The organism is Paenibacillus sp. J22R232, assembly GCF_056269165.1.
The window spans coordinates 1,171,372-1,192,970 of sequence record NZ_JBWDNK010000001.1; the positions used below are offsets into that span (position 1 = coordinate 1,171,372).

Genomic DNA, 21,599 nt, shown 5'->3' on the forward strand with positions numbered 1-21,599 from the left:
GCTTCGAATAAATACCAGCCTTCAATTGCTTAGGATTCATTGCTTCATTGTGTCAGCTTCGATATAATTATCGATGACATTTATTATATTACAAAAACGACGTCAAGGAAGGGTTACGAAAAACATGTACATAGCAGATAAATGGGTAGACTACGAGGTTATAGATACAGGAGACGGGGATAAACTGGAGCGTTGGGGCAACTATACGCTGCGCCGGCCCGATCCGCAAATCATTTGGCCAATTACGAACGAGACGGGCCTATGGAAGAAAGCCGACGGTCATTATCATCGCAGCAATTCAGGCGGCGGTCAATGGTCCATGAATGAAACGTTGCCCGAGCGTTGGACGATTTCGTATGGCGAGCTTAATTTCCATATTAAGCCCACTAATTTCAAGCACACAGGACTATTTCCAGAGCAAGCTGTCAATTGGAGCTGGATGATGGATAAAATCCGCTCTGCTGGCCGGCCTATCCGCGTATTGAACCTGTTTGCATACTCCGGTGGAGCAACCGTTGCAGCAGCTGCAGCCGGCGCCGAAGTATGCCATGTCGATGCAGCAAAGGGCATGGTGCAATGGGCTAAGGATAATGCCCAGCTCTCTGGCCTGGAATCCGCGCCGATTCGTTATATCACGGATGACGTATTCAAATTCGTACAGCGTGAACAGCGCAGAGGCAAGCAGTATGATGCCATTATCATGGACCCGCCATCCTATGGACGCGGCCCAAACGGCGAAACGTGGAAGCTAGAAGAAAATCTATTCCCTTTTCTTCAATCATGTACATCCATTCTATCGGACAATCCATTGTTTCTACTGATTAACTCCTACACCACGGGGCTATCTCCTTCCGTACTGCATAACCTACTCCATATGACGATGAACGCGAAATACGGCGGCGATATCAATTGCGGGGAAATCGGCTTGCCGATAACGAAATCCGGCTTGAATTTGCCTTGCGGCATACTTGGCCGTTGGGAGTCGAAGTAATGCCGATTCACATTTTATTCGAAGATAATCAGATTCTAGCAGTCGTGAAACCGCCAGGAATACTCTCCCAAGAGGATGACACGGGCGATCCCGACATGCTGACACTGTTAAAGCAAGATTTAAAGGAACGCTACAATAAGCCGGGAAATGTATTTCTCGGCCTTGTACACCGGCTTGATCGAATGGTTGGCGGCGTTATGCTATTTGCCAAAACTTCGAAAGCAGCCTCCAGATTATCCGAATCGGTTCGCAACCGTGAGTTCGGTAAAACGTATGTCTGTGTGGTTCAGGGCACGCCAAGCAAATCGCAAGCAAGGTTAACGCATTATATCCGCAAGGATAATAAACAAAATCAGGTTACCGTATTCAATAAGCCGACATTGGAAGCCAAAGAGGCGATACTCGAATATGAAGTGGCGGCCGTTTCCGGTCGCTATTCACTCATTGCCGTGAAACTGCATACGGGAAGACCGCATCAAATTCGCGCACAGCTAGCCCATATCGGATGTCCGCTGGTAGGCGATCTCAAATACGGCGCAAAACCTACGGGCGGTATAAATGAAATTGCTTTATGGTCAACCTCTGTATCGGCCCCCCATCCCGTATCCAAGGAATGGATGAGCTTTCGTTCATTGCCTAGCGGATCAGATGTTTGGACATGGTGGACGAATCCTCAACTTGAGGCTGCCTCTAGCATGCTTAGCCGTGCGTAACAAGGAAGGACGAATACATGATGCGCCGCAAACGGCACCGAAACTTTCAAGCCCTGCTGTTACTATTATGTTTAATTGGCTTGCTCATTATTTTTTTCTTTCCGGCATTAAGAGATTCCATCCCTTCGCCTGATGCTCAGAATCCGGTTACTAGCGCAGAGCCAACGCACAGTGAAGTAGCACAGGCAACGATTGCTCCATCCCCCACCCCGCCGCCTCCAACGGAAAAACCAAAGCCCGTTTATGCTGATGCGGTATGGATGGCCGTAGGCGACGTTATGATGCACACCCCCCAGCTTCCAGGATCTTTTGACAAAAAAACGAACCGGTACAACTTTAATCCGTTTTTTGCTGAAGTCAAGCCTATTCTAGAACAGGGAGACTGGGTCATTGCGAACTTAGAAACGCCAATGGCTGGTGCCGATTTTGGTTATTCCGGCTATCCGCTGTTCAACGCTCCCAAAGAGCTCGGGGAGGCGCTCAAGGCTGCTGGCTTTAACTTAATTACCAATGCCAATAACCATTCCTTGGACCAGGGTGAATCGGGGATTCTCCGCACGCTTGAGAATCTTAAAGCGCTCGATCTTCCGTTCAAGGGAACGGCTTCATCGCAAGAGGAAGCTGACAGTATCTTATTATCCGAGCAGAATGGGATCGTAATGGGATTGCTAGCCTATACGTATGGAACGAACGGCATTCCCATTCCGGAAGGCAAGCCTTACTTGGTTTCACTTATTAACGAAGAGAAAATAAAAGCCGATATCAGCCGTTTGCGTGAAGCTGGCGCGGATTTCATCACCGTTTCGCTCCATTTTGGTACGGAATACCAAACAACACCGAATGATGAGCAGAAACGACTGGCGCGGAGCTTGATCGCTGCTGGAGCAGATATTATCGCGGGCTCGCATCCGCATGTGATACAGCCATATGAAGTAGTAGAAACAATGGATGAGAACGGACATGCAAAAAAAGGACTTATCATATATTCAATGGGGAATTTCATATCTAATCAACGCGGTGATTCGAAGGATTACGGAGTAATATTCAAAGTGAATGTTCGTAAAAATATGACCGATGGTTCCGTAGATTTGACCGACATTGAGTCAATTCCCACTTGGGTTCATCGCTATAAACCAGATCGTTCATTCCGTTATCGCGTGCTACCTGTAGAAGCTACAATTGCAGCGTCCAATGACGCTTTATTGACAGAAGCCGACTACGTGGTGCTTCAGAAAAACTACGACATGCTGCGCAATCGGCTTGATTCTATGAAATAAGCTTTCATAAAGCGCAGGGCTTTACAAATTAGCAACCTTACCGAGCAGATAAACCAACAGCTGCTGATTATGAGAAGAAATGCGGTCCAACGATTGCTCGATCAATTCAGTCCGAATCGTTGTACCGCGATCTGCCTCGGCTTTTCCTTTCTCCGATACGTTCACCCACACGATTCTCCTGTCATTATCATCCCGAGTTCGTTCAATAAGCTCATTTCGCTCCATTCGGTCCAGCAGGGTTGTAATTGCAGCAGGCGTTGTTGCCAAATATTGCAGTAGATCCGACGGCTTCATCGGTTGATGCTGAAGCAGCAGCTCCAGCACGTTAAGCTGGCCTTCCGTTAGCGGCGCAAGCGATTGCTCCAAGTTGGTTTTCCAATCACGTGATAGCTTCGTCCACAATCGAGTAAATTCCACAGACACCATACTCTCACACCTGCTCTCTGTCATTTTCCTTCTATTTGTTATTTATTATAGCAGTCTTCAATGTCGAATAAAAGATTAACCCAATTAATAATTTGCGCTATTAATCGATACAAAGTCGAACATTCTGACAGCGTTAGACATACAATGTGGCGAAGGCCCAGTGTTATGTCTATTTATGCTTGTAAAGCAAGGAGCGTGCAGCCCGTGGAAGAAAGAAAAGCAGTCATTATTCAAAAAATTAAAAATTATGGCATCATAAAAGACCCACAATGGTTGGACCGCCCGGATGAGCTGGTACCATTGTGGGTCATGCTTGAAGCCATATTAGAGGTTATTGAACGATTTGACCCGCCTAATCGACCTTTTGATTAACATCTTGGATGGAGCGTGCTAGCGTATTTGCAATGACATCCGTTTTTTCTACAGGGAACACTAGCTTGCCAATCGATTTGCGCTCTTCAATTGGCGCTTTTTCGGAGCTTGCCATAAGCTTGGCGCCTGTAGAAGTAATCGCTACGATTTCCTTCTCGGATTTGCAGTAATAGGCTGCAACTAACGAAGCTCCATTCGGACGTACTCGCTTGCCTTCTTTGAACTCAAAGGTTTGAACACCTTTGCCTCCTCTGCCCTGAATCGGATAATCCAGAAGCAGTGTCCGTTTAGCGAATCCAATATCGGTTATGACGAGTACTTCGCCTTCATCCTCAGCAACCCATTCCGCCGCGATAAGCTCGTCTCCATCCTTCAGCTGAATGCCTCTGACGCCCGTCGCTACTCTGCCCATCGGATTCACCTCAGTCTCCGCAAATCGAATGCTCATCCCTTGCTTCGTCACGAGCATAATCTGTTTCAATCCCTCGCTTAGCACAACGCGGATAACCTCATCCCCATCGGACACCTTGCATGCCGCTACTGCTGTCGATCTTGTGGTAGCATACTCCTTCAGCTCCGTACGCTTAACTTGCCCTTTCCTCGTCACGAATACGAGAGAAGCTGTCGATGCCAGAATATCTTTGATCGGTATGACGCTGACGATCGAATCATCCTTAGGAATAGGAACGACGTTAACGATGGCTGTTCCGGTTTCTTTCCATTTGAATTCCGGTATCTGGTGAACCGGGAGCAAATAATATTGTCCCTTGCGCGTAAATAACAGCAAATTATCAATCGTATTGACTGCCAATCGCTCTCTTATAATGTCGCCTTCCTTAACGCCGGCATTCTGCAGCTCTCCGCCTGATCTCGTGAATGAGAGCATGCTCGTCCGTTTCACGTAACCATCTTGGCTCAGTGTTACCAATACATCCTCCGGCGTGACCAAAACTTCCAGGTTAACCTTCAGCTCCTCGATTTCGCCGCGGAGATCTGAACGCCGATCAATGCCGTATTTCGTTTGAATTTCAAGCAGTTCGTCTTTAATGACACCAATCAGCTTCTTGTCGCTTGCCAGAATCGATTTCAGGTATGCAATCTTCTTCATCGCTTCCTTTAACTCTTTCTCAAGCGTCGTAATCTCAAGATTCGTCAAGCGATACAGCTGCAAAGTGAGAATCGCGTCTGCTTGCCGAGCGGTAAAGCCGAACTTGGCAACCAAATTATCCTGCGCGTCGGCACGGTTTTTCGAAGCCTTGATCGCAGCGATAACCTCGTCCAATATATTGAGTGCCTTCACTAAGCCTTCGACGACATGAGCGCGGTCTTCTGCTTTCTCAAGATCGTATTTGGTCCGGAAGGTTACGACTTCCTTCTGATGCTCGATATACGCCGATAAAATCTGCTTCAAGCCTAGCTGCATTGGTGTTTTGTTCACGATTGCCACCATGTTGAAGCTATAAGCAACCTGCAGATCCGTTTTCTTGAACAAATAAGCAAGAATCCCCTGCGCGTCAGCATCCTTCTTGAACTCTACGACGATACGGAGCCCGTTGCGCCCGCTTTCATCGCGAACCTCGGCAATGCCTTCGACCTTTTTCTCCAGCCGAATGTTCTCCATCGCCGTTACGAGCCGTGATTTGACGACCTGATACGGAATTTCAGTAATCACAAGCTGCTGCTTGCCACCGCGCATTTCTTCGATTGCCGTTTTTGCGCGTATATAGATGCGTCCCTTCCCGGTCGCATATGCGTCGCTAATCCCTTCCTCGCCCATGATGATGCCTCCGGTAGGAAAGTCCGGCCCTTTGACATACTTCTTTAATTCTTCAAGCGGCAGCTCTGGGTTGCTCATAAGCGCGATACAAGCATCGATAACTTCGCGAAGGTTATGAGGCGGTATCTCCGTCGCAAAGCCGGCAGAGATGCCACTGGTCCCGTTTACGAGCAGATTGGGATACCGCGATGGCAGCACGACCGGCTCCTTCGTCGTATTATCGAAATTATCTTTGAATTGTACGGTCCTTTTCTCGATATCTCGAAGCAGCTCCATCGCGATGGCGGACAAGCGAGCTTCTGTATACCGCATCGCTGCTGCAGGGTCATCATCCTGAGAGCCCCAGTTGCCATGTCCATCAACGAGCGGATGCCCCATTTTCCAAGGCTGGGCCATCCTTACCATACCCTCATAAATGGATGAATCTCCATGAGGATGGTAATTGCCCATGACATCTCCGACCGTTTTGGCAGATTTGCGGTACTGCTTGTCAGGCGTATTGCCAGAATCATACATCGCGTACAAGATACGGCGCTGAACCGGCTTTAGACCGTCTCGAACATCAGGAATAGCGCGGTCCTGTATTATATACTTTGAATAGCGCCCGAAGCGGTCTCCCACAACCTCCTCCAAAAACGCCGGTAAAAACTGTTCCAGCATACTCATCCAGTAATCCCCCTATTCCTCATATTCCGTAAAATCGACGTTCTCGACAATCCAGCGCTTACGAGGGTCAACCTTATCGCCCATAAGCGTAGATACTCTGCGCTCTGCTTTGGCTGCATCCTCGATCTGCACCTGAAGCAGCGTCCGTTTCTCCGGGTCCATCGTCGTTTCCCATAGCTGATCGGGATTCATCTCGCCTAGACCCTTGTACCTCTGCAGCTCGTAATTTTTGCCGTATTCCTTCAAATAGTTCTGGAGCTGCTCATCCGTCCATGCGTATCGAATCGTTTCGAGCTTCCCTGATTTACGTGTAATCTTATATAACGGCGGCTGTGCGATATAAACGCGTCCCAGATCAATCAGCGGCTTCATATACCGGTAGAAAAAAGTGAGCAGCAGAACTTGAATATGCGCGCCGTCCGTATCCGCATCCGTCATGATAATGATTTTATTGTAGTTGCATTCTTCCGCGACGAATTCAGACCCGACACCAGCGCCGATTGCCGAAATAATCGCTTTATACTCGTCGTTTTTCAATATATCGATAAGCTTTGCTTTTTCCGGGTTCATCGGCTTGCCTTTGAGCGGCAGCAACGCTTGATATTTGGAATCCCTGCCCTGCTTAGCCGAGCCGCCTGCGGAATCGCCTTCCACGATAAACAGCTCGGTACGCGTGTAATCTTTGGACTGGGCCGGCGTGAGCTTGCCATTGAGGTTCGAGCTTTCGCTGCGCTTCTTGCCGCTGCGGATTTCCTCGCGCGCCTTGCGGGCAGCTTCGCGCGCTTTCGATGCTTGAAGCGATTTCTTGAGGAGCATCTGCGCAATTTGCGGATTCTCTTCGAGAAAAACCTGCATCTTCTCCGATACGATGGCGTCAACCGCGCTGCGGGCCGATGAACTGCCAAGCTGGTCCTTGGTTTGTCCAACGAATTCGACCTCAGACATCTTAATGTTGATGACAACCATCATGCCTTCGCGCAAATCATTGCCCTCAAGGTTTTTGTCTTTATCCTTGAGCATCGCTGCTTTGCGGGCATAGTCGTTCATAACTCGGGTATATGCGGTTTTAAAACCGGTTTCATGCGTTCCGCCGCCGCGTGTCGGAATCGAGTTGACGAAGGACGCAATCGTCTCGGTATAGCCATCGTTGTACTGAAGGGCTACCTCTACCTCAATTTCATCCCGCTCGCTAGCAAAATGGATGACGTCGTGGAGGACCGTCTTTTCTTCGTTTAGAAATTGGACGAATTGGCGTGCACCGCCTTCGTAATGGAACACATCCTGCTTGCCGCTGCGGTCATCCTTAATCGAAACCTTAAGTCCCGAATTAAGAAACGCGATCTCCTGCAGACGCTCTGCAAGCGTGTCGTAGCTTAGCGTTGTACCGTTCTGAAACACGCGCCCGTCCGGTTTGAAAGTAACCTTCGTGCCTGTCCGGTTTGTCGTTCCGATAATTTCCAGTCCACGTACCGGTTCTCCGACATGCTCCCTGCCGGACTCATCAACCCAATATTCGAAGCGCTGGCGGTGAATCTTCCCATCGCGGTAAATATCGACCTCCAGCCATTCGGATAGCGCGTTCGTAACTGAAGCGCCGACGCCATGCAGGCCGCCAGACTTTTTATATCCCCCGCCGCCAAATTTTCCGCCTGCGTGCAAAATGGTAAATACGACTTGCGGTGTAGGGATACCGGTTTTATGCATGCCGGTTGGTATGCCTCGACCGTTATCGTGAACGGTAACTGCCCCATTCTTATGCAAGGTCACTTCGATAGCCGAACAAAACTTGGCCAAATGCTCATCGACCGCATTATCTACGATTTCCCATACCAGATGATGCAAGCCTGAGCTGCTTGTACTGCCTATGTACATGCCCGGTCTTTTCCTAACTGCCGTCAACCCTTCAAGCACCTGTATATCATCGGCCTCATAATTTCGGTCTGCGGCCGCTGTATTTGCAAAGAGATCTGTTTGCTCTGACATGAGCGTCCCCCAATCTGTAATCACGTTTCCGTATCTTCAAGCTATTTTAATTCAAACTGTCCTGTTTCGTAAAGACATCCAAGTGGAGAAACAACTGCGCGGCGCCAACAATGCAAGCACAGCAAGGGATAAGCCCAATAAGAGATTGTATGAAGCAAGATGAATCCTTCACTGCAATACCTATAAGGATAACACAATATGCTTGCTAAACAGCATTTTCCAGCAAGGTTCTTTTTTAAAGCGGCATTCCCGCGCGGATTTGCACCGGCAAAAATAAAACGATACCATATATTCGCTCTTTGTTCCACAATTCTGAAAGCGCAGCTGCTGCACATGCTAATAAAGATGATGTTAGCATGTTTTGCAGATTAATGGGATTTATGTATGAAAGCCAAAAATTGATGCATGAATGGCGAATGCTTCGCTTTGAAACAGCCTGTTTTCTTATCGGCTTGATTGACAACACTGGCCATCCTCCGTATTATGGGTTACGATTATTATGTAAATCCATTACATGCGCAGAGGTTAAATGATGAATGCGATTGAACGTATCGATTGTATGAAATGCAAATATTATTTTATTACTTGGGACCCCGGAGCGTCCAAGGGCTGCAAAGCATTTGGCTTCAAAACAAACCAATTGCCCAGCATGGTCGTATTCCGATCTTCCGGCAAACCTTGCCTGGAGTTCGAAAGCAAGCAGAAATAGCCCATGACTGACCTGCTCTCGCTTTCCGGAATGGTTGCATTCCGTTGCTTGTAACGCAATGAATCCGGTGGCATGTTTGTTTTCAAACAAAAAAGCACCCTGAGGTGCTTTTGCGCGTTATTTATGCTTAGACCAGTTCGGATCGCTATTGTCGAGCAGGTAAGAGAAGTCATTCTCCAGCCGCTTCTGCTCTGCTTTTTTCTTGGCTTCCTCCTGCTTGCGCAGTTCTTCCTTCTTGTCGGCATCCGCCTGCTTCATCTCGTCAGCCTGCAATTTCAGCTTGCTGAGCACATCGCTGCTTAACAAGTCTTTTAAGGTCATTCCGCTGTCAGACTCCGGCTTTGATGCCTGTCTTGGAGGTAAAGAAGCCGATTTTTTCTGTTTTTTCCCCATTTACGATAACACCTGCCTTTAGTCATTCAGGCAACGCTTCTGCGTTAAAATCAAGCGTGCCAATTATTCAAATGATCGGTACTTATAATAACTTGCTTCTCACTCTCTTGCAAGCACGAACTGGCTCATATCGTCTTGAAGCTGCTGCGACAGCTTTCTCAGCGATTCCGATGACGCTTGGATTTCGTCCATCGATGCGAGCTGCTGCCCGGCAGCAACGGCCATCGTTACCGCCTCTGAAGAGGTTTTTCGCGATACGGCCGCTACGTCTCCAATCGTTGCCGTAACCTCCTCCATACCTGCTGATATTTGCTCTGAAGCTGCGGAAACCTCTTGTACCTGCTCGCTCATCTTCCTGATGTCTGATAAGATTCTGCTCATCGTTGTTTGCGTATCCCCAATCGACTTCAAGCCTGTATCTGTCTCAAGCCGCATCTCATTCATGGCTGCAACCGTCCCGTCAACCTGGGTTCGAACAGCAGACAGCAGCTCCTCAATTGATTTCACGGACAGCGCAGTTTGCTCTGCCAATTTGCCTACCTCCGAGGCTACGACGCTGAAGCCGCGCCCTTGCTCTCCAGCTCTTGCAGCCTCTATATTGGCGTTCAATGCAAGCAGCTGCGTTTGCTTGGCAATGGTCATGACTACCCCAATGATTTGTTCCATTTGTACGGAGTGTCCGTCCAGCTTCGCAACAACCTGTGCGGTTTCAACCTGGGATCTCTTAATATTGGTCATCTGCCGGGCTGTTTCTTCCAATAGCTGATCCCCAAGCTTAACATGTTCGGCGGCATGAAAGGCAGACTCCGCGGCATCTGAAGACGCTTCGGCGATTCTGGCAATGCCGATTGCCATTTCGTTCATCGCGGATGCGGTCTCGCTCGTTGAAAGGCTCTGCAGCTCCGTTCCGTTTGTGACATTTTGAATGGCATCCGCAATAAGCTTCATCGCGGATGCTGATTCAAGCGATATGACGTTTAATTGCGTTGACGATGCCGCAGCATTGTCCGAAACGAGTTGATTTCGCCGCATCAGAACGTTTATGGAGCGTAACATCTCGTTGAAGGCAAGGGCTACGAGCTGCAGCTCATCCCTCGTATCAAGCTGGAGCTCATGTGACAAATCGCCTTGAGCCATTTGCTGTACCCGCGCTTTAAGCGTATTAACCGTTGCCATTACATTGCGGTAGAAACCAACATAGAACAAAGCGACCAACAGGATGATGAGCATCGTAACTGTAAGAATGAGATTTCTGCTGCGGGATAATTCCTCGCTTCTATTCTGCAGCACACGATCAAGATCATGGTTCACGCTGGTGAACAGCTCAGTGAGCACCGCGATCGTGGACGTTCCCTCTGCAAAAAAATCATCGGGCTTCGCTTTTAATTCTGGCGCATCTAAAATATCAGATTTCACCCGCAATTGGAACCGGTCGGCCGCTTCAATGGATCGTTCGCCATGCTTCAGCAAATCTGCATGCATCCCTTCATTCCAGGTTTCAACAATGCCAATTGCTTTGTTCAAATCGTTAAAGGCAGCTTCCATTTTGGCCATTTCAAGCAAAATATGGATATGGGTATCCTCGGGTAAGGTTTTCGATACGAGAACGCCATTTCCTTGCCCTCTGATGACAGCCGTGTTCTCCATTAATATAGGCAGCTGCTGGACGAGCATTGTCATTAAATAAAAGGAATCCATAGCCGTGTCCAGCGAGAGCCCTGACTCATCCGAGTAGCTGACGATAAGCGATTTCACCTGAGCAATCAGCGCCGAGTGTGCCGCAAAGCTCTCTTTTGCTTTCATTTCACTAAATGATCCTTCAAGCTTGTTCCACTCCCCTGTAATGACTTGCCACTGACCAGTAGATTCAGGAAATGCCTCATCTTGGGTCGTTTTATTCATCACAGCAATAAAACGGTCGATTTCCTGCTCTTTTTTGTCCAGCTCCGTTTTTGATTCCGTATTACCGTTCAAAAAACCGTTCGCTAATCCGCGATGCTGCTGAAGCAGCAGCATGAAAGGCATCATTTCATTAATCTCCGATGCTCCCGCCCTTTCATTGGCGATAAAAGCGAGCTCCTGCTGCTGCTCCGACATCCAAACATACAGCAGCATCCCAATCGGTATAACCATCAAAAAACTGATAAAAGCAAACTTTTGACCATAACGGAGTCTGGACATGACCGCAGCAAATGGCCGCAACAATCGAATAAACATAGAATCCCCTACCTTATGTATGTTCTCTAATCTACAACCTATATCGGTAGGGAGCGCGATACTTTTAACATTCATGTCAGGTATAGTGACATATAAGTTCTGAAATACAAAAAGACCGATTCCCAGGCGTTTATTTCCTGGGATCGGTCTTCGCGTTCATGTTAGATCAATCTAATTGCCATAATCGATATATAGAGCTTCAGCAGCTGTACGCGCCATTTCACGCGCCTGCTCAACGGTCGAGGCTGTGCTTAGCGCAACTGCCATGCGTCTTCCCGCCTTCGTCTCCGGTTTACCGAATACGCGTACTTGGGTTTGAGGTACGGATAACGCCTCTTCAATGCCGCCAATACGGAACTCGCCGGCTTCTCTGTCTGCTTTGAGCGTATGGGAAGCGCCAGCCGTCAACAAACGGATGGTAGGAATCGGAAAGCCTAGGATCGCCCTCACATGCAAGGCAAACTCCGATAGATCCTGCGTCGCCATGGTTACCATCCCCGTATCATGCGGGCGCGGCGAAACTTCGCTGAATAGGACTCCATCATTCGTAATAAACAGCTCCACGCCATAAATTCCGTATCCCCCGAGCTCATCCGTTATGCGAAGCGCGATCGCTTCCGCCTGCTCGACCTGCGCTGCCGTCATATCATGCGGCTGCCACGATTCAATATAATCGCCGTCCTTCTGCACATGCCCGATCGGCGGGCAATAGCTAGTCCCCGAAACGGAACGGACGGTGAGCAGTGTAATCTCGGATTCAAAGGTTACAAAGCCCTCTACGATAATGCGCTGCTTTTTGGCGCGGCCGCCTTCCATCGCATAGCTCCAGCAAGCTTCAAGTTCGGCTTCGGAGCGGCATACGCTCTGGCCTTTTCCCGATGAGCTCATGATCGGCTTAATGACACAAGGAAATCCAAGTACCGAAGCGGCTTCACGCAGCTCATCCAGCGAATCAGCAAAACGGTAAGGAGCCGTCGGCAATTCCAATGTCTCTGCAGCGAGGCGCCGAATGCCTTCCCGGTCCATCGTAAGCCACGCGGCACGAGCCGTAGGGATTACGCGATGGCCTTCTTTCTCAAGCTCCAGAAGCGTTTCCGTTGCGATGGCTTCAATTTCAGGTACGATGAAATCCGGCTTTTCCTTCTCTATGATTCGGCGAAGCTCCGTTCCGTTCAGCATATCGGTCGTATAGCTGCGATGTGCGACCTGCATGGCCGGCGCATGCTCATAGCGATCCACTGCAATCGTTTCGATTCCGAGGCGCTGAGCCTCCAGCACGACTTCCTTGCCGAGCTCTCCTGAGCCTAGCAGCAGCATTTTACGAGCATTTGTAGTTAACGGTGATCCATACATAAAGAAAAAGAACCTCCTGGAAGCAAATCGAAGTCGATCCCTAGCGTAAAACTAGGCAAGATGATCGCTTCGGTTCGTTTTTTCTTCCATTGTGGAGGTTCTACCATGAAAAATCAACTATTTTTGCAAAAGCCTTTTACAGATAACGATATTGCGCTTCGATTAGTCCGTTATACACGCCTTGCTTCGCAATCAATGCTTCATGATTGCCTTGTTCCACAATCTGACCATGATCAAGCACGATTATTTCATCGGCATGGCGAATGGTTGATAACCGGTGAGCGATCATAAATGACGTACGACCGGACAGCAATATTTTGAGCGCTTCTTGAATCTTGAGCTCTGTCTCGGTATCGATGCTTGCAGTTGCTTCGTCCAAGATTAGAATTTGCGGATCGGCGAGCAGCGCCCGTGCGAATGATAGAAGCTGGCGCTGCCCCATCGAAAGCACATTCCCGCGCTCCTCAACCTGCGTATCGTAGCCATCCGGGAGATCCATGATGAAATCATGCGCATTCACGGCCTGGGCCGCCTTAACGATCTCCGCGTCCGTCGCATTCAATCGGCCATAACGGATATTATCTCGAATCGAACCCGCGAAAATAAACGTATCCTGCAGCACGATACCCACCTGGGATCGCAAGCTCTCAATCGTTACGTCTCTTATATCGATCCCATCGATCAGCACGCGACCCTCAACCGGATCATAGAAGCGGCATAGCAGGTTGATAATCGTACTTTTACCGGACCCTGTGTGGCCAACCAGCGCAATGGACTGACCTGCTTTCACGTCGATTGTCACATTTTTGAGTGCCGGCCGTCCCTTCTCATACTCGAAGACGATATGGTCGAAGGTTACTGCGCCTTTGATTGGCGGGAGCGGCTTCGCATGCGACAATTCGCCAACTGTCGGCTCCTCGTCGATAAATTCAAAGATCCGCTCCGATGATGCCATCGCAATGAGCAGCTGGGAATACATCTGACCGAGACGGTTAATAGGATCCCAGAAGTTACCGATATAATTGGCGTAACCAACGAGCAATCCAATCGTGATGGCCCCCGTTTGGATAAGATGGGAGCCGTACCAGAACAGAATAAAGGTTCCGATCGCTGACGTTACCTCGATGACCGGTCCGAACGCTTGGTTGAGCGCAGACGCTTTGTTCCAAGATTTCACGTTGACCGAGTTCATATGGTCGAAGAAGCTCATATTGTCCTTCTCTTGCACATATGCCTGAGTAACCTTCATCCCTTGAATACTTTCATTCAGATGAGAGTTGATGCGTGATTGCTTAATCCGCACGTCCTGCCAAGCGAACCGTATTCTCTTGCGGAGCGTCGTTGACACCAGGAACATAAGCGGAACCGTAATCATTACCGCGAGTCCCAGCTTGAAGTTCCACACAAGCAAAATAATGACGATACCGAATAACTGAACGCAGTCCATTAATAGATTGACTACGCCGTTCGTAAAGAGATCCTGCAGCGCGTTGACGTCGTTCGTCACGCGCACGAGCACGGATCCGGCCGGTCTCTTGTCGTAGAAGCGGAAGCTAAGCTTTTGAATATGCTGGAACAAATGATTCCGCAGATCATAAATAACCTTCTGCCCGATAATGTTCGTATATTTAATGCGGTACGTATTGGAAGCCCATTGAATAATATACAAGAATAACATAAGGCCCGCGATGATCAGCAGCTTTGGCACGCTTGTTTGGCCGTTCGCCGGAGCGATCGCTTCATCGATGGCCAGGATAACGAGGGCAGGCACGCCAAGCCGTGTCACCGTACCCAGAATCATCATAATAATAACCGGCATTAGCTCTTTGGAGTAAGGTTTCATATACATAAACAAGCGGCGTAATTGTCCCCAGTTAAAGGGCTTTTCGATCAGCTCATCATCTTGATAGATGAAGCGTTCGTTTTTATTGCTTGCCTTTGCTTTGACACTGCTGTTCATTAGACGGTACTCCCTTTCCGATCATTCGCTTCCTCGGCATCTAATCCGTCAACGAGCGGATGATCAGCGTATTGAATGTTGTAGGTATCTCTGTACGGACCACGCTGCGCGATAAGCTGCGCGTGCGTGCCGCGTTGAACGACATGGCCTTTATCTAATACGATGATTTCGTCTGCATGCCTTAGCGACGAGATCCGATGCGCGATAATGAAGGTTGTGCGTCCAGCCATCAGCTCTTTGAAGCCTGCTTGGATTTCATGTTCCGTTTCCATATCGACTGCGCTGGTTGCGTCATCCAGAATAAGAATCCGCGGGTTTTTGATCAGCGCTCTCGCAATCGCGATCCGCTGCTTCTGTCCGCCGGACAAGCCCATCCCTCTTTCGCCCACGATCGTATCATAGCCAAGCGGCAGCTCCATGATGAAGTCATGTGCATTCGAGAGCTTAGCCGCGTATTCGATTTGCTCTGGGGTAACATCTCGTACGCCATAAGCAATGTTGTCGCGAATCGATGCCGAGAACAAGAACGTTTCTTGGAAGACCGGCGCGATCAAGCGGCGCAGGCTTGCTACGTCAAGATTGCGAATATCAATGCCGTCAAGCGTAATCGTACCCTTTTTAACATTGTAAGCTCTCATGAGCAATTGGATAATCGTTGATTTGCCTGAACCGGTTGCACCTAGCAAGCCGATTACAGAGCCCTCGGGCGCATCAATAACCAGGTCGGTAACAGCAGGTGATTTGTCTGGATAATTAAAGGTGACATGGTCAAAACGGACATGCCCCTTCGACGTCTCGCTGTTAACCTCAATGGCGTTTTCGATATTTTTGACATGCACATGCTCATTCAGCAACCCAAGCACGCGCTCGCCTGAAGCTTTGAACTGCGTGTAGTTGTTAATGTGAAAGCCAAGGCCCCACATCGGTCCGATAATGTACCAGATCAAGCTGAAGAACGCTACGAATTCACCAAGCTGGAGTGATTTGTTGATGACAAGAATACCGCCCGTTACGAGCAGGATAACCGCGCTTAAGTTCGCGACCAGCTCCATGACAGGGAAATATTTGGCCCAAATCTTGGCTGCACCGACTTGGTTCGTCTGGTAAGCTTCGCTCCGTACCGAAAACTTCGATACCTCATGCGATTCGCGGGCAAACGATTTAACGGTTCGCACGCCGGTAATGTTCTCTTGTACCGCAGTCGTCAGATTACTCATCGCTTGGCGCATCTCCCGGAAGGCCGGATGAATGTTCTTCTCGAACCGGACAGCCGTGAAGGCGAGCAGCGGAATGGTCACCAAAGTGATCAAGGTTAGCTGCCAATGAATCGAGAGCATCATGGCTCCGCCAAAGACAATCATAAGCACCATATTCAAAATTTGAGCGAAGCCAAACCCGATAAAGTTGCGGATTGCTTCTAGATCCGCTGTTAGACGCGACATGAGATCGCCAGTTTTCGCTTTGTCATAATACTGAAACGATAACGTTTGCAACTTGTCATATAATCCGTTGCGCATCCTGAATGCAACCTTGTTGCCAAGCCGCCCGCCAAAGAATCCATGCAAAAACTGCATAAAGCCTTTAAACGATACGACTCCGACTACCGTGAACGCAAGTGTCGGCACAAGCTCGAACTTCCTTGGTGTAATCACATCGTCAATCAGGTAACGCAACAAATTCGGATAGACAAGTCCGAGCGCCGTAGCGCACATCAAGCAAAAAATGGAAGAGAACAAAAATTTTCGTTCCGCCCAATAAAATGCTTTCAATTGCCTTAAAACGTCCAAGTAAATCCATCTCCCCGTTGCTATTTTGTAAGTATGAGTGAATATTATCAGCATCCCGAAAAGCGAGCAAACAGTATAACTATGCATATAACTGATTGAATCCGCTTATAGTCGCGATATGTAAATTGGAAACGGTTAATGCTCCCAAATGGTCCTAAATCGTGACAAATATGTGCCAATTACTCACTTTTTGCACAGAAACACACAAAATAAAAAAATGCTTTTGCGGGAACCGACGGTACCCGCAAAAGCATTCAGCTGTTAATGCGATAGGATGATCTATATCCATTGACTATTAGAGATGAATCAATTGTTTGTGAAGCTGGCTCAGCTCAGCGATATCCGCGCTTCCCGCAAGGGAGCTCCGCTTGCCGCTTTCGTATGCAAGCATGTCTTCGGCAAGCTTGGTTCCCGCGAACTCCGCTGCATCGCTCCAAATCTGCTCATACAGTAAGGTCCAAGCGGCTGTCTGCTCGGTCATCCATCCGTTCAAGGAAGGTGCAAGCAGCGTATCCAGCTCTTTGCGAAGGAGCGACTTTCCTTCGCCTTCGAAGAAATGGCGAGGCGTTTTGAAACGGCTCCACAGCAGCTTGGCGTCAACCGACCGCGCTTCCCATGCTGCAGGCTGCTCTGGCGTCGGAAGAGCAGCAGGTGAATAAGGAACTGCGCTATACGCGGCGATCGTTGATTCCAGCCGCTGGGCTGTGCTTGCGAACTGTTTCTGCAGCTGGGTGTGAATGCCTCGTTCCATGCGCAGGGAAGTAGCAAGCATCTCTTGCGAGAGCTCAAGCTGTACAAGTCTCTGAAGCTCCAGCCAAGAGGTCCAGATCGCTTTCTTCAAATCTCGCCCGTCATCCTGCAAGGATGCCGGATTGAAGGCAAAATTGTAAAACTCGCCGAAGCGATATTGAATTCTTTGAACGACATAATAGAGCAGCTCGCTGAGCTCTTGTTTAAGCTGCTCAGGCAATGCCCCCGCTTGCAGGGACGCAATATCCTGTTTCGCCGCTTCCACGGCGTTTTGGAGTGCCTGAAGCTCCGCTTCACGCACGGTAGCATCGCCTTCCGCGCTTTGCAGCCAGCCTGCAACGGTTGCAGCCGCCCGTTTCAAATCCTGTTCGGCCGCTTCGATCGCAAGCCGCCCAAGGTCATTCTGGATAAAGGATAAGAAGGATTGCTCAAATGCTTCGATGCCGGAGCGTTTCACCAGCTCCTCGTTTCCATCCGTCTTGCCGTCAAGCGCCTGCAGGCTTGAAACCGGGAACAAGCGCGGCGATCTTATCGCATGCTGGAGCAGATTCGTTTCAACATGCTTCAGCACGCCAGTCAGCTCCTCCTCGTCTGCAGCAAGATCCGCTGCGTTCACTAGGAAGAACATTTTATCGAGCTCGAATTGATCCTTAACCCGGCCAAGCTGCATCAGAAATTGACGGTCAGCCTGCGAGAAGGCATGGTTATAATAAGTGACGAACAATACGGCATCCGCATTCTTAATATAATTAAAGGCAACGCCGGTATGCCTGGCATTGACGGAGTCCGCGCCAGGCGTATCCACGAGCACGATGCCCTGCGCTGTCAGCTCGCAATCGTAGTGAAGCTCGATTTCGCTTACGAAGCAAGAGCGTGACTCTTCTGCAACGTAGCGCTCATACTCGGCTTGGTCGACGGAGAGCAGCTGTCCGAGCAGCGGCTCATGCCGCTCCCAGCCTGCGCGCGCTGCGCGCAGGAAGCTGAAGTGCGGGCGGCCGCCTGCCCCGATAGAATCGGGAGTTAAGCGGTCAATCGCCCGCATTAGCGCTGCGGCATCAGGCAATTGGTCGATGCCGGCCTTCTCGCCGAGCAGCGCTAAGGAGTAGCGAACGTCGTCTTCGACGGCAGCGCGCGACTTCATGACGATGCGCGCTGTGCCATGGCCGTGCTCCGCCGTCGGGGGCACGATCCGGTTGATCGCCGCCGTCGTCGGATTAGGCGAGACCGGGAGCACCGGCTCGCCGATCAGCGCGTTTGCGAGCGATGATTTGCCGGCGCTGAAAGCGCCGAACAACGCGATGGTGAAGCGGCTGTCCTGCAGCCGCTTCGCCTTGTCGCGCATCGCTTCCGCAGCCGCGGCCAGCGCTGCATGCGGCGCGAGCAGCTCCGCCGCGCCCGCTAAGCGCGCGGCTGCGCCGTGCTGCTGCGCGAGGGCGGCTCCGCCCGCGAGCGAGCTGCGCCTCGCGCCAGCCGCTCGCTGCGCCCCTGCGGCGCCGCGCACCAGCTGCGCTTCGCTCGCAGCTGCAACGGCTTCGGCGGCCTCGCTCGCCGCCTTCGCTGCAGCTCCGGACCCGGCCGCTGCGCGCGGCGCGGGCAATGCCGGCCTAGTCGGCGCATCAGGCAGCGCAGCCGTTAGGCGCGCTTTGTGCTCGCCTGCTCGCTTCGCAATCGCTCCCAGCGCCATAAGTGCACCAGCCTGCGCGCGAAGCGCCGCAAGCTGTGCCTGTGCCTCAGACGCTGCTGCATCTCCAGCCGCAGCAGCATGATCCGCCAGCGCGTCGATCAGCGCAAGCGCCCGCTGGCGATATTCGGCCTTCACGTCCGCTGCTAGATCGCGGCTGAACGTCATCGTGTATTCATTGCTTATGACCGCACCGGGTTTCACCCTTGAAATAAGCCATTCCGCATTAGGCATAAAGGCGAGGCTTTGTGCCATTTGCGCTTCAAGAACAGCTCCGTCAAAACCCGCACGCTCGGCTTCCGTACGGAGCAAATGCTTCACATGCCAATCAATTGACGCGCTGATCAAGCTGTTCAGTTCCTCGCTGAAAGCCGTCAATCTCCGTTCCTGCTCAGCAGCCGTTTTCGCAGCTGCGAACAGCAACCCCGCCTTGAATCCGGGTTTTCTGCTCTCAAGAAACGATTGCGCCAAATCACGCAGACCTGCCGGCGTAATATTCGCGTTATCGAGCAGCGTCTGAAGCTCCTTGCGCAGCTGCGCCCGGTACACTTCTTTTTTGTTCCCGATTTGCTCAATGAGCTGCTTCAAGCGATCCATCTCGAACGATACGCGGGCTGCCGCTTCCTCTCCGCCAGCCGCTTCGATCAACCGCTCACGCTCAGGCTCTGCTTGAAGCTCGCTCCACCTTAGATGACCAGCTGCCAAATGACGCAGCGAAGCATCGACGCTATACATGCAAAGCGGCTCCCGAATCTTCTGCAGACCGTCTAGCAGACCGAGAAAGTTGTCCCATTCCTGATGGGGATGGCTCGGTTCGCGCAACGACAAATAGACGATTCCTGCCGGCTCCAAATGCCAAGCATGAAATGCGTCTTCTACGCTTTGGCGATAGCTTGCGAAGGAAAGCTCGCGCTCGCGATGCTTATCAATCTGATTGACAATAAAGTATAAGGGCTTGCCCCAATCCTTCAACTGCTTGGCGAAGGCAAAATTAATCTCGGATTGCACATGGTTATAATCCATCACATAGAACACCACGTCAGCCAGATGGAGCGCAGATTCTGTAGCCATGCGATGGGCATCATCCGTAGAATCGATGCCAGGCGTATCAAGCAGAACCGTATGGTTGCCGAGCTGCTCGCTCGGATAAATAATCGAAACGGAAGTAAACTGCTCGCCGTCTACGCAATAGCGGTCCAGCTCGTCAATCGGTACCTCCGCTTGCGAACGAATGCCGTCCTTAATCGTTTCTACCTCGGCGTATGCCCGTTCCCCGCCGCGAATCGAGACAACGTTCGCGCTGGTTGGAATCGGGCTTGAGGGCAGTAGCTTCGTACCGCATAGACGATTAATCAAAGTTGATTTCCCTGCCGAAAAATGTCCACAAAAAGCGACAGTAAGCCGACCCTCGGTCAGCTTACTGTTCAGCTCCTGTGCTTGCTTTGCATGTAATGTATCTCCTGCAGCGGCCATCAAGCCCGCTGCCTCGGATATAGCTCCCGCTATGCTTTGCACCGTTATTTCTGTCATTTGCTTCTCCTTAAACGGCTTGTTCTTCTTCAGACGGCAGGCAAATTTCAAATACGTTGCCATGCTGCAAAATCATGATGTTGCGTTCTTTGTCACGCATAACGACAACTTCAGGTTTAACGCGCATGCGCTCGATGTACTGCTCAGGAACATCGCCAGAACCGCTAACGGTAATGCCTTCTACTACGATGTCCTCGTTTTCTTCTGGAGGAGACTCTAGCACTTGCTCATAAATATCGGAAAAAAGCTCAAAGTTTTTTGTGTAAACGGAAATACAGTTCATTTTCATCATCCTTCATTGGCTATTTTAGGTTTTATGCTCTTATTTTTGGTTTTAAAGCCTGGCTTCATACGTAGTTTTCCTTCTTTGCACGAATCAAGCAGCGGACAGATCGGACACTGCGGGCTTTGCGCTTTGCAATGATAGCGGCCAAAAAAGATGAGCCTATGGTGAGTTAACGTCCATTCCTCGCGAGGCACAAGCTTCATGAGCTTCTTCTCGACCTCAAGAACGGAATCATCCGGCTTAGCGAATCCAAGCCGCTTCGACACGCGGTCCACATGCGTATCGACTGCGATAGCAGGCACGCCAAACGCGTTGGACATAACGACATTCGCCGTTTTTCTGCCTACGCCCGGCAGCTCCGTCAATCCTTCATGGCTCCTTGGCACTTCACCGTCATATTTATCGATAACGATTCGGCATAGCTTCTGTATGTTCGAAGCTTTGCTTCGAAACAGTCCGATGCGGCGAATATCCTGCTCCAGCTCTTCTAGCGGAACGCTCAAATAATCCTCAGGCTGCTTATATTTCTCGAATAAGCCTACCGTAACCTTATTGACCGTCTCATCCGTGCATTGCGCTGACAGCAGCACGGCTATCGTAAGCTCGAACGGATTGCTATGGTTAAGCTCGCAGTGTGCATCTGGAAACATTTCCGCAATGATATCCAGTACATGACGCATTTTCTGTTTCGTGCTCATCGTCCTCTCCCCTAATCAAACACTATCGTT

Annotated in this window: 17 protein-coding genes; 4 read left to right on the forward strand and 13 right to left on the reverse strand. The window is 50.2% G+C overall.

All coding sequences use genetic code 11. The annotated features are described in order from the left end of the window. Positions 1 to 124: 124 nt before the first annotated feature. Genes AC0YN3_RS05410 through AC0YN3_RS05420 form a run of 3 tightly spaced genes read left to right on the forward strand, consistent with a single transcriptional unit; the run spans position 125 to position 2,981 of the window. Positions 125 to 991, forward strand: coding sequence for a class I SAM-dependent methyltransferase (locus AC0YN3_RS05410; protein ID WP_475774045.1), 867 nt, complete (start codon positions 125 to 127; stop codon positions 989 to 991). Beyond that, entirely contained in the window at positions 991 to 1,704 is a 714-nt protein-coding gene (locus AC0YN3_RS05415; RefSeq protein ID WP_475774046.1) for an RluA family pseudouridine synthase, read from the forward strand. The genes AC0YN3_RS05410 and AC0YN3_RS05415 overlap by 1 nt, the downstream gene beginning before the upstream one ends. A gap of 17 nt (positions 1,705 to 1,721) precedes the next feature. Then, entirely contained in the window at positions 1,722 to 2,981 is a 1,260-nt protein-coding gene (locus tag AC0YN3_RS05420; RefSeq protein WP_475774047.1) for a CapA family protein, read from the forward strand. A gap of 21 nt (positions 2,982 to 3,002) precedes the next feature. Here the strand turns inward: AC0YN3_RS05420 and AC0YN3_RS05425 are convergent, their stop codons facing one another. After that, positions 3,003 to 3,407, reverse strand: a complete 405-nt coding sequence (locus AC0YN3_RS05425; RefSeq protein WP_475774048.1) for a MarR family winged helix-turn-helix transcriptional regulator — start codon at positions 3,405 to 3,407, stop codon at positions 3,003 to 3,005. 204 nt (positions 3,408 to 3,611) lie between these two features. Between AC0YN3_RS05425 and AC0YN3_RS05430 the strand changes: the two genes are divergently transcribed. Next, positions 3,612 to 3,779, forward strand: coding sequence for a hypothetical protein (locus tag AC0YN3_RS05430; protein WP_179089723.1), 168 nt, complete (start codon positions 3,612 to 3,614; stop codon positions 3,777 to 3,779). Here AC0YN3_RS05430 and gyrA read toward each other — a convergent pair. The 12 genes from gyrA to nth form a co-directional block, all read right to left on the reverse strand. Further along, the gene (gene gyrA / locus AC0YN3_RS05435) at positions 3,760 to 6,222 is read right to left on the reverse strand and encodes a DNA gyrase subunit A (RefSeq protein ID WP_475774049.1); all 2,463 of its coding nucleotides are present in this window, start codon (positions 6,220 to 6,222) and stop codon (positions 3,760 to 3,762) included. The two genes, AC0YN3_RS05430 and gyrA, sit on opposite strands and share 20 nt — an antisense overlap. A gap of 12 nt (positions 6,223 to 6,234) precedes the next feature. Next, positions 6,235 to 8,205: a DNA topoisomerase IV subunit B gene (gene parE, locus AC0YN3_RS05440; protein WP_475774050.1), complete on the reverse strand. Its 1,971-nt coding sequence runs from the start codon at positions 8,203 to 8,205 to the stop codon at positions 6,235 to 6,237. 235 nt (positions 8,206 to 8,440) lie between these two features. Continuing rightward, positions 8,441 to 8,668, reverse strand: coding sequence for a hypothetical protein (locus AC0YN3_RS05445; protein WP_475774051.1), 228 nt, complete (start codon positions 8,666 to 8,668; stop codon positions 8,441 to 8,443). An 18-nt stretch (positions 8,669 to 8,686) separates the two neighbouring features. Then, positions 8,687 to 9,004, reverse strand: a complete 318-nt coding sequence (locus AC0YN3_RS05450) for a hypothetical protein (protein ID WP_475774052.1) — start codon at positions 9,002 to 9,004, stop codon at positions 8,687 to 8,689. A gap of 27 nt (positions 9,005 to 9,031) precedes the next feature. Beyond that, positions 9,032 to 9,307, reverse strand: coding sequence for a YqkE family protein (locus tag AC0YN3_RS05455; protein WP_475774053.1), 276 nt, complete (start codon positions 9,305 to 9,307; stop codon positions 9,032 to 9,034). Between the two features lie 99 nt (positions 9,308 to 9,406). Next, positions 9,407 to 11,524 carry a methyl-accepting chemotaxis protein gene (locus AC0YN3_RS05460; protein ID WP_475774054.1) on the reverse strand — a complete coding sequence of 706 codons (2,118 nt, stop codon included), beginning with the start codon at positions 11,522 to 11,524 and terminating at the stop codon, positions 9,407 to 9,409. Positions 11,525 to 11,695: 171 nt separating this feature from the next. Further along, complete coding sequence (gene purT, locus AC0YN3_RS05465; RefSeq protein ID WP_475774055.1) at positions 11,696 to 12,877, reverse strand: formate-dependent phosphoribosylglycinamide formyltransferase; 1,182 nt, start codon at positions 12,875 to 12,877, stop codon at positions 11,696 to 11,698. A 136-nt stretch (positions 12,878 to 13,013) separates the two neighbouring features. Next, positions 13,014 to 14,837, reverse strand: coding sequence for an ABC transporter ATP-binding protein (locus AC0YN3_RS05470; RefSeq protein ID WP_475774056.1), 1,824 nt, complete (start codon positions 14,835 to 14,837; stop codon positions 13,014 to 13,016). Further along, entirely contained in the window at positions 14,837 to 16,624 is a 1,788-nt protein-coding gene (locus tag AC0YN3_RS05475) for an ABC transporter ATP-binding protein (RefSeq protein WP_475774057.1), read from the reverse strand. The genes AC0YN3_RS05470 and AC0YN3_RS05475 overlap by 1 nt, the downstream gene beginning before the upstream one ends. Before the next feature lie 295 nt (positions 16,625 to 16,919). After that, positions 16,920 to 20,585 carry a dynamin family protein gene (locus tag AC0YN3_RS05480; RefSeq protein WP_475774058.1) on the reverse strand — a complete coding sequence of 1,222 codons (3,666 nt, stop codon included), beginning with the start codon at positions 20,583 to 20,585 and terminating at the stop codon, positions 16,920 to 16,922. Positions 20,586 to 20,595: 10 nt separating this feature from the next. Further along, entirely contained in the window at positions 20,596 to 20,868 is a 273-nt protein-coding gene (locus AC0YN3_RS05485) for an NAD/NADP transhydrogenase alpha subunit (protein WP_183561027.1), read from the reverse strand. A 5-nt stretch (positions 20,869 to 20,873) separates the two neighbouring features. Next, positions 20,874 to 21,569, reverse strand: a complete 696-nt coding sequence (nth, locus tag AC0YN3_RS05490) for an endonuclease III (protein WP_183561029.1) — start codon at positions 21,567 to 21,569, stop codon at positions 20,874 to 20,876. Positions 21,570 to 21,599: the final 30 nt, after the last annotated feature.

What these genes read in the sequence shown, in the direction of transcription:
- AC0YN3_RS05410 (WP_475774045.1), top strand. Translation starts at nt 125, where the DNA reads ATGTACATAGCAGATAAATGGGTAGACTACGAGGTTATAGATACAGGA.
- parE (WP_475774050.1), bottom strand. Translation starts at nt 8,205, where the DNA reads ATGTCAGAGCAAACAGATCTCTTTGCAAATACAGCGGCCGCAGACCGA.
- AC0YN3_RS05485 (WP_183561027.1), bottom strand. Translation starts at nt 20,868, where the DNA reads ATGAACTGTATTTCCGTTTACACAAAAAACTTTGAGCTTTTTTCCGAT.
- AC0YN3_RS05425 (WP_475774048.1), bottom strand. Translation starts at nt 3,407, where the DNA reads ATGGTGTCTGTGGAATTTACTCGATTGTGGACGAAGCTATCACGTGAT.
- AC0YN3_RS05480 (WP_475774058.1), bottom strand. Translation starts at nt 20,585, where the DNA reads ATGACAGAAATAACGGTGCAAAGCATAGCGGGAGCTATATCCGAGGCA.
- AC0YN3_RS05460 (WP_475774054.1), bottom strand. Translation starts at nt 11,524, where the DNA reads ATGTTTATTCGATTGTTGCGGCCATTTGCTGCGGTCATGTCCAGACTC.
- AC0YN3_RS05415 (WP_475774046.1), top strand. Translation starts at nt 991, where the DNA reads ATGCCGATTCACATTTTATTCGAAGATAATCAGATTCTAGCAGTCGTG.
- purT (WP_475774055.1), bottom strand. Translation starts at nt 12,877, where the DNA reads ATGTATGGATCACCGTTAACTACAAATGCTCGTAAAATGCTGCTGCTA.
- AC0YN3_RS05455 (WP_475774053.1), bottom strand. Translation starts at nt 9,307, where the DNA reads ATGGGGAAAAAACAGAAAAAATCGGCTTCTTTACCTCCAAGACAGGCA.
- AC0YN3_RS05420 (WP_475774047.1), top strand. Translation starts at nt 1,722, where the DNA reads ATGATGCGCCGCAAACGGCACCGAAACTTTCAAGCCCTGCTGTTACTA.
- gyrA (WP_475774049.1), bottom strand. Translation starts at nt 6,222, where the DNA reads ATGAGTATGCTGGAACAGTTTTTACCGGCGTTTTTGGAGGAGGTTGTG.
- nth (WP_183561029.1), bottom strand. Translation starts at nt 21,569, where the DNA reads ATGAGCACGAAACAGAAAATGCGTCATGTACTGGATATCATTGCGGAA.
- AC0YN3_RS05470 (WP_475774056.1), bottom strand. Translation starts at nt 14,837, where the DNA reads ATGAACAGCAGTGTCAAAGCAAAGGCAAGCAATAAAAACGAACGCTTC.